The following is a 12,534-nucleotide window of genomic DNA, read 5'->3' on the forward strand; positions in this document are numbered from 1 at the left end:
CTAAAGGCCCCTCAGTCCCATTCCAGGCCGCCGCGCCGCCATACGTACGCGTACGCGACAAAGACGGTGAGCACGAAGAGCAGCATCTCCACGAGCCCGAAAACACCCAGGGCGTCGAAGGTGACGGCCCAGGGGTAGAGGAAGACGATCTCGATGTCGAAGACGATGAAGAGCATCGCCGTCAGGTAGTACTTGATGGGGAAGCGCCCGCCGCCGGCCGGCGTGGGGGTCGGCTCGATACCGCACTCGTAGGCCTCGAGCTTGGCCCGGTTGTACCGCTTCGGACCGATCAGCGTGGCCATGACCACGGAGAAGATCGCAAAGCCTGCCCCGAGGGCTCCCAGTACGAGGATGGGCGCATACGCGTTCACCGCTCCTCGCTCCTCTCAGTCGGCACTGACTGCTGGCGATGGCACATCGGACTCACATCCGCCCCACATGTCCCACGGACCCCGCCAGTCCCGACGAAGATCGCGAACATGTGAAGCAGGTCACAAGCCCAACTGCCTCGCATCCTATGCCTGCCACTCTGTGATCTGCGACACGGGGTATTACACAAGCTTTGTGATCTCCACCACCTGACGAAGGATCATGAAGTCGGATGAGTGTCGATCTTCGTACGAGAAGCGTCCGAGTGATCACCAGAGGTGACATTTTCGCTCGTCGGCGCAGGTCGAAGGGTGAGTCTCCATATCAAGAGACTTCCCTTGCATGCAAATTGGTGCTGGACGCGACCCCTTGATAGAGGGTCGCGTTCACACATCAGGGGGAGCGGCGATGCGCGATGTGGACACGTGCACACATTCACGAGCGCGACCCGACGGGTTCCGCACACCGGACGCACCCACGCTCGTAACCGTTGCGTGACCTCCACCACATCCATGAGAAGCGCCCGAGAAGCGGGGTTGGCCACCGGTCCCAACCAGTGGTAGGTGGCGGGCAATTCGGACGTAACAGTGAAAGGCCGTGATCACAGGCTTGATCGCCTGCGTCCGCAATGTCCGTTACGGCGTCAATAAAGAACGACACGCCAGGCGTTCGGGATGTCGATTGAACAACTGTGGCGCAGCACACGTTTCTTGAAGGTATGGAGGAGCCCCTGATACCGGTTGTTCTCATGTCCCACACCGCTCACATACGCAGCCACCGGAAACCCCGCCGCAGCGCGTCGAAAATCGCGATGCGGGCCGGAGTTGCCGGTGGCGTTCTCAGCACCCTGGCAGTGGCCGGGGCGTCGGGTTCGGCGAACGCTGCCGAACCGGTGACGCAGACGCTCGAACTGCCCACCCTGACGGCCGACCTGGCCGCGCAGGTCGCCGAGTCCGCCGACGCCACGCAGCAGGCGGCGGCGAACTACCAGCTGCAGGCCGAGCGTGACGCGGCCGCCACAAAGGCCGCGAAGCAGGCCAAGGCGGACCTCGCAGAGGCGAAGAAGAAGGCCGAGGCCAAGAAGAAGGCCGCCGAGGAGGCCGCTCGCAAGGCCGCCGCCGAGCGCGCGTCCCGCACCACCGAGCGGGCCACCCTGTCCGCCTCGGCGAGCGCCAGCACGTCCACCAGCACGTCCACGGCCACCGGTTCGGCCGCCGCGGTCATCGCCTTCGTCAAGGCGCAGGTCGGTGACGCCTACGTCTCCGGCGGCACCGGCCCGAACTCCTGGGACTGCTCCGGCCTCGTGCAGGCCGCCTTCAACGAGATCGGTGTCAGCCTGCCGCGCGTCTCGCAGGACCAGTCGACCGCCGGCACCCAGGTCTCGCTGAGCAATCTGCAGCCGGGCGACATCCTGTACTGGGGTAGCGCGGGCAGCGCGTACCACGTTGGGGTGTACGTCGGCGACGGCATGTTCGTCGGCGCGCAGAACCCGTCCACGGGCGTCGTCGAGAAGCCGCTGTCCTACGACCCGCCGACCGGCGCGGTGCGGGTGCTCTGACACACAGGCACGCACAGCCGTACGGAAGGGGCCGCAGCCGCTCGGGGGCAGCGGCCCCTTCCGGATCACCTCCGGCTCACCCGAGGTCGAAGGTGTTGGGCAGGCCCAACCGGTAGCGCACCTCGTCGACGCGTTTCAGCGGCTCCATCTCCGGGGGCCGGTACAGCTCCTGAATCCCGCACCGCTCGGCGCCCGAATTGTCCGCATCCAACAGTGCGTTGACGGCCCGTCGCGCCGACTCGTTGGCGCCTTCCATGGTCGCCAGGTCGACGTCCGTGCGGACGTAGTCGCCCGCGAGGAACAGGTTCGGGACCTTGGTGCGGGCGGAGGGCCGGCTGTAGAGGGTGCCCGTCGGGTGGATGAGGAGCTGTTCCCGGTTCTGCGGGTCGGGGCCGCCCAGACCCGTCACCGCCGGGTCCATGAACCAGCCGAGCCGGTCGGCGTCCGTGAGGGTCGTCTTGCCGGCGTCGTTCAGACCGTCCTTCAGCTGGGCCCAGAGCTCGGCGACGATCTCGTCCTTCGTGCACTCGCGGGCCGTCTTGCCGTACAGGATGCCGGGTTTGTCCCACTCCGAGATGATCGCGGAGAGACAGTCGTGGGCCCGACCGTCGCCGTAGTCCCGCGAAAAGTCCCGTACGTCCCAGAACTGGGCCTGCCCGACACCCGTCACCGACCAGGGTGAGTCGAGGCAGTTGATGTGGCCGTGCACGACGGGGGTGGGCGTGCGCAGGTAGAACATCACGCCCGTCATCCAGTCCGTCCGCAGGGCGTCGCACCGGGCGAGCTGCGGGTCCGCCGCGCGCAGGGCGGGGCCCCACGTCGCGCGCGCGTGCTCGACCGGCAGCGCGCAGACATAGTGGTCGGCGGTGACCGTGCGCTCCTGGCCGCCGTCGCGCGCCGAGACGCGTACGCCGGTGACGCGGCCGCTCTCGTACACCACTTCCCGGACCTGGGTACCGAGCGCGAAGTCGACGCCGAGCGAGCGCAGGTGGGTCTCCCAGGGGTCGATCCACGCCTCGTCGGTGGGGGCGTTCAGGACACGGTCGACGTCCGCGTCGCCGTCCATGCCCCGGCCGAGCAGGCCCCACAGGAGCAGGGCCTCGATGATGACGCGGCCGACGGTGCGGGTGGAGGCGACTTCGGCGCGGGTGGCGACGAGGTTGCGGGTCTGGCCGACGCCGAGGAGCGTCCGGTACTCCTCGCTCATCTCCTCCGCGCGGATGAAGTCCCACCAGGCGGTCTTCTCCCACTGGTCCTCGCGGCGGGCGTCACAGCTGGTGAGGTGGACAAGGACGCGGTCGGCGAAGTAGGCGGCCTCGTGGGCGGGGAGGTGGGTGCCGAGGTCCAGCACCGAAAGGAGCTGGTCGCGGATCCAGGACGGGGTGAGGTCGCCGGGGCGCGGAGGGGTGGTGACCCTGCGCAGCGGGAAGTGCAGGTCCGGGCGGCCGGAACCGCGCGCGAACAGTGCCTCGGTGCCGCCGCGGAGGTTGTCGTGGACGCCGTTCGCGTTGCCGGGGAAGGGGATGCGGCGCATGGTGTCCGGGAGGTTCCGGTAGAAGCCGGGGAAGAAGCGGAAGCCGTGTTCGGCGGGGAGGGGTCTGCGGCCGTCGGTGCCCGTTCCGGGGACGTCCATCGAACGGGCCTTGCCGCCGAGGGCGTCGTAGTACTCGTAGACAGTCACCGCGTATCCGCGCTCGGCGAGTTCGTGGGCGGCGCTGAGACCCGAGACGCCGCCGCCGAGAACGGCGACGCGCTTGCCGGATGCGGCGCTCGCGCCTCCGGCCGGCCATAACGCCAGGGCGGTCGCCGCTCCCCCGGCACCCGCCAGGAACCGTCTGCGGGTGTGGCCGGTCTGCTCCTGGGGCTGCCGTGTGTGTTCTGTTGTCATGAGTAACGGAGGGTAGGAAGGGGCTCCGGAAGGCGGAACCCCGATGCCCCACCACCCACAACATCCGCGCAAGACGCACAGAATGCGCAAGGCGTGCAAGGTGCGCAATGTGCGTAGGACAGGAGAAACAGCCATGCCAAGCGTGTTCGTACAGGGCAGGCCGGTCGATTCGTATCCCCCGCTCGCACCCGACGCCCGGCGCGGGTCGGTACGGCGTATCACCGAGGTGGGTGAGGGGGTCCTGCACAAGCCGTGCCGGGACGTGACCGAGTTCGGGCCCGATCTCGCCGCGCTCATCGACGACATGTTCCTGACGATGTACGTCGCAGACGGCGCGGGACTTGCCGCGAACCAAGTCGGCGTCGATCTGCGACTGTTCGTCTACGACTGCCCCGACGACGATGGCGTCCGACATGTCGGACACATCGTCAACCCGGTGCTGGAGCCCCTCGACCCGGCCGGGCGACGGCTGCTCGACGAGAACGAGGGGTGCCTGTCGGTGCCCGGCGCCGTGATGGACGTACCTCGTCCGGACCGGGCCGTCGTGCGCGGGCTCGACAAGGACGGCGAGCCGCTCGTCATCGAGGGCACGGGGTACTTCGCCCGCTGTCTGGCCCACGAGACCGACCATGTGAACGGGCACGTCTATCTGGACCGGCTCTCCAAGCGGGAGCGCAAGGACGCGCTGCGACAGGTGGCCGACCGGCGCGAAGAGGTCTTCGCCCGCCGGGCCGTGAAGGAGGCCGCGCTCGGCAAGTAGCCGGCCTCTGCGGTCCGGCCTCCGCGGTCCCGGCCCTGCGCGCCCGCCCCCTGCGGGCTCGGGACGGGCCGCCCGGCCGGGCTGCGGCGGACCGGTCGGCCGCAGCCCGGCCTGCGGCGGACCGGTTTGCCGGCAATCGGCGTTCCGGGCCCTGACGGAACGGGTCAGGCCCGGACCACAGATGGCCAGGGCCTGAAATCCGCCGCACTCACGCGGTCTTCGTCACGCCTTCGGCGCCACCTTGCTCAGGCCGTTGATGATGCGGTCCATCGCGTCGCCGCCCGTCGGGTCGGTGAGGTTCGCGAGCATCTTCAGCGTGAACTTCATCAGCAGGGGGTGCGACAGGCCGCGCTGGGTCGCGACCTTCATGACCTTCGGGTTGCCGATGAGCTTCACGAAGGCGCGGCCGAGCGTGTAGTAGCCGCCGTAGGTGTCCTTGAGGACGCGGGGGTAGCGCTGCAGGGCCAGTTCCCGCCCCGCGGGAGTCGAGCGTGCGTGGGCCTGGACGATGATGTCGGCGGCGATCTGGCCGGACTCCATGGCGTAGGCGATGCCCTCGCCGTTGAAGGGGTTCACCAGACCGCCGGCGTCGCCGACCAGCAACAGGCCCTTGGTGTAGTGGGGCTGGCGATTGAAGGCCATGGGGAGCGCTGCACCGCGGATGGGCCCGGTCATGTTGTCCGGGGTGTAGCCCCAGTCCTCCGGCATCGACGCGCACCAGGCCTTCAGTACCTCGCGCCAGTCGAGTTCCTTGAAGGAGTCGGAGGTGTTCAGGACGCCGAGGCCGACGTTCGAGGTGCCGTCGCCCATGCCGAAGATCCAGCCGTAGCCGGGCAGCAACCGGTCTTCGGCCCCCCGCCGGTCCCACAGCTCCAGCCAGGACTCCAGGTAGTCGTCCTCGTGGCGCGGGCTGGTGAAGTACGTACGGACCGCCACGCCCATCGGGCGGTCCTCGCGGCGGTGCAGGCCCATCGCCAAGGAGAGCCGGGTCGAGTTGCCGTCGGCGGCGACGACCAGCGGCGCGTGGAAGGTGACCTCGCGCTTCTCCCCGGTGTCACCGAGTTTGGCGTGCACGCCGGTGATGCGGCCCGTGCGGTCGTCGACGATCGGCGCCCCCACGTTGCAGCGCTCGTACAGCCGGGCGCCCGCCTTCTGCGCCTGGCGCGCGAGCTGCTCGTCGAAGTCGTCGCGCTTGCGGACGAGGCCGTAGTCCGGGAAGGAGGCGAGATCCGGCCAGTCGAGCTGGAGCCGGACGCCGCCGCCGATGATGCGCAGGCCCTTGTTGCGCAGCCAGCCGGCCTCCTCCGAGATGTCGATGCCCATCGCGACGAGCTGCTTGACGGCGCGCGGGGTGAGTCCGTCGCCGCAGACCTTCTCGCGCGGGAACTCGGTCTTCTCCAGCAGGAGTACGTCGAGCCCGGCCTTGGCGAGGTGGTAGGCGGTGGTGGAGCCGGCTGGCCCCGCGCCGACGACGATCACATCGGCGGTGTTTTCGGAGAGGGGCTCGGTCACGGCGGGATCTCCCCAAGTTCGGATTTCTGCGTGCCGACGGGCACTGGACATGGGCAGTCTATTCAGCAGAATTGATCACCCCGCTGAAGGGCTGCCCAGTGAACCGAGCTCTGCCCGTAGTACGACTGCGTGTCCCCACCGACGAGGACGCCGTGGCCTGGCACCGGACCTTCGCCCACCCGGACGTCATGGAGTTCCACGGCGGCAAGGCCGCGGAGCTGTCCGTCTACGAGGAGCTCACCGCCCGCCAGCGCCGGCACGACGCCGAACGCGGGTACTGCCTGTGGACCGTGCTCGACGAGTCCGGGCAGGTCATCGGCTTCACCGGCGCCCAGCCGTGGGAGCGGGACTGGGGGCCGACGGGTGAGATCGAGATCGGCTGGCGGCTCGGGCGCGAGCAGTGGGGCCGGGGATACGCCACCGCGGCCGCGCAGATGACGCTGGAACGGCTGCGTGCGGCGGGCGTGCCGAGCGTGGTCGCCATGGTCGACGCACGCAACACCCGGTCCGTCGCGATCACCCGGCGACTGGGCATGCGCCTGGCCGAGGTGTTCCGGACGCCGACGCCGGAGCGGGAAGGGCACTGCTACCGGCTCGACCTGACGACAGCCGAGGGATAAACCGAGAGACAAACCGAGAGATAACCGAGAGTAACCGACTGTCACAGAAAGACACTTGGCGCTTCCGGGTGATGTGCGACCGGGGTTACCCTGCCAGTACCACTGGGGGTGACATCTGTGCGAATAACACCCAAATCGCCCGAGGTGCGAGTGCCGAAGTTGGTCGGTCTGATGGCCGTGGACGCACGCGAGGCGGCCGAGTCGGGCGGCGTGCTGCTCGCCGCTCCCGACCGACCCGACTTCCGTCGCACGGTCGTGGAGTACGTCGTACGGCAGTACCCACCACCCGGCGTCGAGGTGCCTCGCGGGACCGTGGTGACCGTGTGGTTCGAGTTCGGTGAGGGGGAGGGCGGCGGAGGCTCGGGCGTGCACGAACCGCGCCTGCCGCGTCCGGGCGGAGGCGGCCTGCAGCGCGAGCTCGACGAACCGGGAGACCCCTACGCCGTGGCCGGGTTCAGCTCGCCTTACTGACCGCTCGGCTCACTGACCGCTCGCCTTACTGACCGCTCGCCTTACTGACCGCTCGCCTTACTGACCGCTCGCCTTACTGACCGCTCGGCTCACTGACCGCTCGGCTCACCGACCGCTCGGCTCACCGACCGCTCGGCTCACCGACCGCTCGCCCTACTGACCGCTCGCTTTGAAGCCCCGGTGCAGGGCCACGATCCCGCCGGTCAGGTTCCGCCAGGCCACCTTCGACCAGCCGGCCTTCTGGAGGCGCTCGGCCAGCGCGGGCTGGTCGGGCCAGGCGCGGATGGACTCGGCGAGGTAGACGTAGGCGTCGGGGTTGGACGACACCGCGCGGGCGACCGGCGGCAGGGCGCGCATCAGGTACTCGGTGTAGGCGGTCCGGAAGGGTGCCCAGGTCGGGTGCGAGAACTCGCAGATCACGACCCGGCCGCCGGGCTTGGTCACCCGGTACATCTCCCGCAGGGCCGTGTCGGTGTCCTGCACGTTGCGCAGCCCGAAGGAGATGGTGACGGCGTCGAAGGTGTCGTCCTTGAAGGGCAGCTTCGTCGCGTCGCCCGCGGTGAACGGCAGCCAGGTGTGCTTCCGCTTGCCGACCTGGAGCATGCCGAGGGAGAAGTCGCAGGGGACGACGTAGGCGCCGGTGCGGGCGAAGGGCAGCGAGGACGTGGCCGTACCGGCGGCCAGGTCCAGGACCTTCTGCGCGGGGCGGGCGTCGACGGCCCTGGCGACCTCCTTGCGCCACACCCGGTCCTGGCCGAGCGAGAGCACGTCGTTCGTCAGGTCGTACCGTTCCGCCACGTCGTCGAACATCGAGGCGACTTCGTGCGGCTGCTTGTTCAGGGAAGCGCGGGTCACGGGCCCATTCTTACGCACGGGCCCACCGGACTCGCCGCACGGGTTCACGGAAGAAGCCTCGGCTTCTTCTTCGCCGCCACGTCCTCCACCCATCCGCACACCAGGACGAACACCGCGATCAGGATCCAGCCGACGCCGAACATGAACCACTGGCTCTCCAGCGGCAGGTACGTCTCGAAGGCCGGCACCTTCCAGAACTGGTCGATCAGCGGGACGGCCAGGATCAGCGCGATCTCGTGCCAGAGGTAGATCGTCACCGCTCGCGCGTTGAAGACCGTCACCGCCCTGTCCAGCCGCCGGAACCGGGTCAGCCCGGCGAAGTCGATCCGGAAGCGGGCCTTGGCCCACATCAGGAGCATCACGAAACCGGCCGACCAGAAGGCCTGCGCGACGGGGATCTCGTCGAGGTCGTACGTGCCGAACTCGGCCTGGTGGCCGAAGGCGTACCAGCCGCCGTACCCCATCGCGGCGAGCGACAGCACTACCACCACGGCCGGCTGCATCCGCTGCAGCACTCCGTCACGGTGGGCGAAGCCGAGGATCCAGCAGAAGAGGTACGTCGACAGGTCCCACAGGGCGCTGCCGAACCGGTTGTCCGGGCCCGCCCACCCGAAGGTCAGGACCAGGATCGGCGCGAGGGACAGCAGCAGGATCGGGCCCGGGGCCCTGCGGAAGATCCACAGGAGAGCCGGGGAGAGCAGGACGAACCAGAGGTACGTCCGCAGGTACCAGAGGATCTCCCAGGCCTGTACGCCCCACTCGTTGCCCGGCGGGTCGCCGAGCGGGACGATCCAGTAGACGATCTGCCAGCCCGGCATCCAGTCGTGGATCAGCATCGCGAGAACCACGAAGGCTCCCCAGAACCAGAACGGGGGCAGGAGTCGGCGCAGCCGGCTCTTCACCACCTTGTACGCCGGGCGCTCCAGGGACTTCGCCATCAGCGTGCCGGCCAGGCCGAACATGATCCCCATGGAGGGGAAGACCATGCCGGCCCAGGCCCAGCCGAAGGTGTGGTACGCGACGACACGGATGAGGGCCAGGGCCCTGAGGGTGTCGAAGTAGCGGTCACGACCGGCGGGTCGGGGCCGAGGCGGAGGCTTCTCCTCCTCCGCCTCGACGCTTTCGGGCCCGACCCTCCCGGGCTCGCCGTTCTCGGGCCAGACGCTCTCCGGCCAGACGCTCTCCGGCCAGACGCTCTCGGACTCCACGACGGCGACAGACTCCGGTGCGACCGGCTCCGGCCCCACCACCGGCATCGTCGCTGTCGCTTCGGCCGCCTGCGCCTGGCCCTGCCCCTCCCCCTGCCCGTAATCCACGTACTGCTGTGGATACGGCTGCTGCGGATACGGCTGCTGCGGATAGGGCTGCTGTGGATACGGCTGCTGCCCGTACTGCTGCTGCCCGTACCCCTCGTAGCCGTACGAGGAGGACTGCTCCCCGTACCCGTGGCCGTAACCGCCCTCCGGGTACCCCTGCTGTTCCTGCCCCCAGCTCATCAGCTCGCCCCCGCCGGGGTGCCGACCTCGCCGGTCCGCTTCAGTTTCTGCCAGCGCAGGCGGCCGCCGGCGAGGGCGGTGATGCAGGAGTGGATGAGGACGAGGTACATCATCTGGCGGTAGGCCAGCTGCTGCAGCGGCATCATCAGCAGGTAGCGGTACTTCTCGCGGTCGAGGCGGAAGGCGTACGCCGCGCAGAACAGCTGGACGCCCAAGACCGCGAGCCATGCCAGCAGCGCCGCCTGGAAGTCGACGAAGATCATCGAGTAGACGGTGAACACGTCGATGAGCGGGGCGAAGACCGGCGTGACGATCTGGAAGATGACCACCAGCGGCATGCCGACCCGGCCGAAGCGGCCCGAGGGACCCGTGTCCGTAAGGGACTTGCGGTGCTTCCAGAGCGCCTGCATCGTGCCGTAGGACCAGCGGTAGCGCTGCGACCACAGCTGCTTCAGGGAACCCGGCGCCTCGGTCCAGGCGCGCGCGTGCTCCTGGTAGACGACCCGCCAGCCCTCGCGGTGCATGGCGATGGTGATGTCGGTGTCCTCGGCGAGGGTGTCCTCGCTCATGCCGCCCACCTGGAGGACCGCCTCGCGGCGGAACGCGCCGATCGCGCCGGGGATGGTCGGCATGCAGCGCAGCAGGTCGTACATACGGCGGTCGAGGTTGAAGCCCATCACGTACTCGATGTGCTGCCAGGCACCGATGATCGTGTTCCGGTTGCCGACCTTGGCGTTGCCGGCGACCGCGCCCACCTCGGGGTCGGCGAACGGCTGCACGAGCTGTCGTACGGTGTCCGCCTCGAAGACCGTGTCTCCGTCCATCATCACGACGATGTCGTAACTGGCGCTTCGCACACCGTTGTTGAGAGCGGCCGGCTTGCCCGCGTTCTCCTGGCGGATGACCCGGACGTTGGACATGCCGAGGGAGTCGGCCGCGGCGCGTGCGATCTCGGAGGTGCCGTCCGTCGAGCCGTCGTCGACCACGATGACCTCGATCGGATGGGTGCTCTGCGCCAGCGACTTGAGGGTGTTGGCGATGCACTCCTTCTCGTTGTACGCCGGGACGATCACGCTCACCGGGCGGGTGACCGGCGCCCCCCAGCTGAACCGGCGTTTGTTGCGCTGCCTGTAGTGGCTGCGGGCGAGGATCAGCATCATGCCGAACCGGCCGATGACCGCCACACCCACGACGACCAGTCCGACCGACAGCGTGGGCACGGCCCACTCGGCGACGGCGACGGCCCCGAGGAGGGCCTTGCCCTCGTAGAGGGTCGCGCCGGTGGCCTCGCGGTGGGCGGCCTGGAGCCGGTCCGCGGCCGAACCCTGGTTCCCCGCCTGCCCGTTCGGCACGCCACCGGGCTGCTCGGAACCGGTCGCCCCCGAAGCACTCGAAACACCCGACGCTTCGGGAGCTCCCGAAGCTCCCGAGGCGCCCGGCGTCCCGGCGGTCCCGGCCGCCTGCGCGGCGCCCCCGTTCTGCTGCTCCATGACACCGCTGATGGTGGTGAAGGTGTACCCCTTCGCCTGCATCTTCTCGATGTACGTGGGCAGTGCCTTGATCGTCTGCTCCCGCTCGCCGCCCGCATCGTGCATCAGCACCGAGGCGCCGTTGTTCCCCGACGGCGTGGCCCACTTGACGATCTTCGAGACGCCCGGCTTCTTCCAGTCGTCGCTGTCGGTGTCGACGAAGACGCTGGTGTAGCCGTCCGCGCCGAGCGCCTGGTAGACGGGCCAGCTGTAGTTGTCGATGGCGTCCGTCTTGGAGGAGTACGGCGCCCGGAACAGCGTGGTCGTGATGCCGGCCGCACCCGCGAGCGCCAGCTGCGTCTGCTCCATCTCGCGCCGGATGCGGGCGTCGCTCTGGTAGGAGAGGTCGACGTGGGTGAAGGTGTGGATGCCCACCTCGTTGCCCTGCTCGACCATGTCCTGCACGATGCCCGGGTAGCGCGAGACCATCGAGCCGACCACGAAGAACGTGGCGGGGATGTCGTACTCCTCCAGGATCTTCAGGACCTGGGGCGTGTACGTCGGGTTCGGGCCGTCGTCGAAGGTGAGCGCGATCGTCTTGTCCGGCACGTCCAGCGTGGTGGCCTGTCCGCCCCGGAAGCTGACGATCGGCCCGCCGTTGAGGATCTTGTCGGGCACCTTGCTGGCGCTGGCCCCGTCGCGCACGCGCTGGTCGCCGCCGACCTCGGCACGCAGATAGCCGTCGAGCAGCATGATGCTGGTCAGTGCGAGCAGGAGCAGCAGGGCGAGAATGACCCGCGGTTTCTGCAGTGCCGCGGCCTTGCCCGCCGCCCGTTCGATCCGGGAGGGGGCACGCCGGCGGCGGCGTGAGGGCGTCGGTGAAGTCATGGGTGGCTGCGTCCCCGTCAGTTCGTGGTCGTGGGGGTGGCCGTGGGGGTGGCCGTGCCCGTGGGCAGCGCGGACGGCGTACCGCCGGGCTGTACGGCCCCGTTGCCGAGGCCGCCCTGCGGGGCGTATCCGGCGGGGCCGTTGCCGCCCTGGCCGCCCGGCCCGGCGCCGTTGCCGCCGCCGGCGAACGGCATCAGCGAGGACGGGGTGATCGAGGTGCCGATGCCCATGAAGGCCATGCCCAGCACGACGGCGTACCCGAGGCAGACGACACCGACCAGGAGGCCGATCCGGCGCAGCGCCTTGGAGCGGCGTCCGGAGTTGTCAACGAACACAGGACCCTCGGCGGAGCCGTTGCCGCGTTTGCGGCGGCGACCGCGCACAACGGCGGCGGCAGCGCGGTTTTCGATGGCAGGTTCGGAATGCATTCCCCGGATATTAGGGAAGCTTTATGTGGCCTAAACTCAGGCTTCCTTGTGAGAGAACCATGAGAAACACGAAAACCTGTTCATTCCCTGAGAGATTCCCGGAAAGCCTGCGCAACTCCGAGCGGAGAGAAAGGAGTTGAATGCCCGAATCGCGCGCCCGTTGGGCGCCTTTTGACCACTTGTGCCCATGAAGCGCCTGTGCGGTCGCTGTCCACCCGAA

Annotated in this window: 11 protein-coding genes; 4 read left to right on the plus strand and 7 right to left on the minus strand. The window is 68.9% G+C overall.

Going from position 1 to position 12,534, the window contains the following annotated elements; translation table 11 throughout:
• Window positions 1-11: 11 nt before the first annotated feature.
• Window positions 12-371, minus strand: a complete 360-nt coding sequence (locus tag ADK57_RS30705; protein ID WP_007383963.1) for an NADH-quinone oxidoreductase subunit A — start codon at window positions 369-371, stop codon at window positions 12-14.
• A gap of 746 nt (window positions 372-1,117) precedes the next feature.
• Between ADK57_RS30705 and ADK57_RS30710 the strand changes: the two genes are divergently transcribed.
• A complete protein-coding gene (locus ADK57_RS30710) occupies window positions 1,118-1,927 on the plus strand; it encodes a C40 family peptidase (protein ID WP_053752877.1) in 810 nt (269 codons plus the stop codon).
• 76 nt (window positions 1,928-2,003) lie between these two features.
• Here the strand turns inward: ADK57_RS30710 and ADK57_RS30715 are convergent, their stop codons facing one another.
• Window positions 2,004-3,815, minus strand: a complete 1,812-nt coding sequence (locus ADK57_RS30715) for a hydroxysqualene dehydroxylase (protein WP_053752878.1) — start codon at window positions 3,813-3,815, stop codon at window positions 2,004-2,006.
• A gap of 133 nt (window positions 3,816-3,948) precedes the next feature.
• On the opposite strand from ADK57_RS30715, the gene def reads away from it, so the two are divergent.
• Window positions 3,949-4,575, plus strand: coding sequence for a peptide deformylase (gene def / locus ADK57_RS30720; RefSeq protein WP_053752879.1), 627 nt, complete (start codon window positions 3,949-3,951; stop codon window positions 4,573-4,575).
• A 222-nt stretch (window positions 4,576-4,797) separates the two neighbouring features.
• Here def and ADK57_RS30725 read toward each other — a convergent pair whose 3' ends face one another.
• Window positions 4,798-6,138, minus strand: a complete 1,341-nt coding sequence (locus tag ADK57_RS30725; protein ID WP_053752880.1) for a geranylgeranyl reductase family protein — start codon at window positions 6,136-6,138, stop codon at window positions 4,798-4,800.
• A 47-nt stretch (window positions 6,139-6,185) separates the two neighbouring features.
• On the opposite strand from ADK57_RS30725, the gene ADK57_RS30730 reads away from it, so the two are divergent.
• Both ADK57_RS30730 and ADK57_RS30735 read left to right on the plus strand, forming a co-directional pair.
• Window positions 6,186-6,707: a GNAT family N-acetyltransferase gene (locus ADK57_RS30730; protein ID WP_053752881.1), complete on the plus strand. Its 522-nt coding sequence runs from the start codon at window positions 6,186-6,188 to the stop codon at window positions 6,705-6,707.
• Window positions 6,708-6,851: 144 nt separating this feature from the next.
• Window positions 6,852-7,178, plus strand: coding sequence for a PASTA domain-containing protein (locus ADK57_RS30735; protein ID WP_078973430.1), 327 nt, complete (start codon window positions 6,852-6,854; stop codon window positions 7,176-7,178).
• A 153-nt stretch (window positions 7,179-7,331) separates the two neighbouring features.
• On the opposite strand, the gene ADK57_RS30740 is transcribed toward ADK57_RS30735, so the two are convergent.
• The 4 genes from ADK57_RS30740 to ADK57_RS30755 are packed head-to-tail and all read right to left on the minus strand — an operon-like array spanning window position 7,332 to window position 12,314.
• Complete coding sequence (locus ADK57_RS30740; RefSeq protein ID WP_053752882.1) at window positions 7,332-8,033, minus strand: demethylmenaquinone methyltransferase; 702 nt, start codon at window positions 8,031-8,033, stop codon at window positions 7,332-7,334.
• Window positions 8,034-8,077: 44 nt separating this feature from the next.
• Window positions 8,078-9,529, minus strand: coding sequence for an acyltransferase family protein (locus ADK57_RS30745; RefSeq protein ID WP_053752883.1), 1,452 nt, complete (start codon window positions 9,527-9,529; stop codon window positions 8,078-8,080).
• On the minus strand, window positions 9,529-11,886 hold the full coding sequence (locus tag ADK57_RS30750) for a bifunctional polysaccharide deacetylase/glycosyltransferase family 2 protein (protein ID WP_053752884.1): 2,358 nt from the start codon (window positions 11,884-11,886) through the stop codon (window positions 9,529-9,531). The genes ADK57_RS30745 and ADK57_RS30750 overlap by 1 nt, the downstream gene beginning before the upstream one ends.
• 17 nt (window positions 11,887-11,903) lie before the next feature.
• Window positions 11,904-12,314 carry a hypothetical protein gene (locus ADK57_RS30755; RefSeq protein ID WP_078973431.1) on the minus strand — a complete coding sequence of 137 codons (411 nt, stop codon included), beginning with the start codon at window positions 12,312-12,314 and terminating at the stop codon, window positions 11,904-11,906.
• Window positions 12,315-12,534 lie beyond the last annotated feature (220 nt).

This window comes from Streptomyces sp. MMG1533, from assembly GCF_001279775.1.
Lineage (GTDB): Bacteria > Actinomycetota > Actinomycetes > Streptomycetales > Streptomycetaceae > Streptomyces.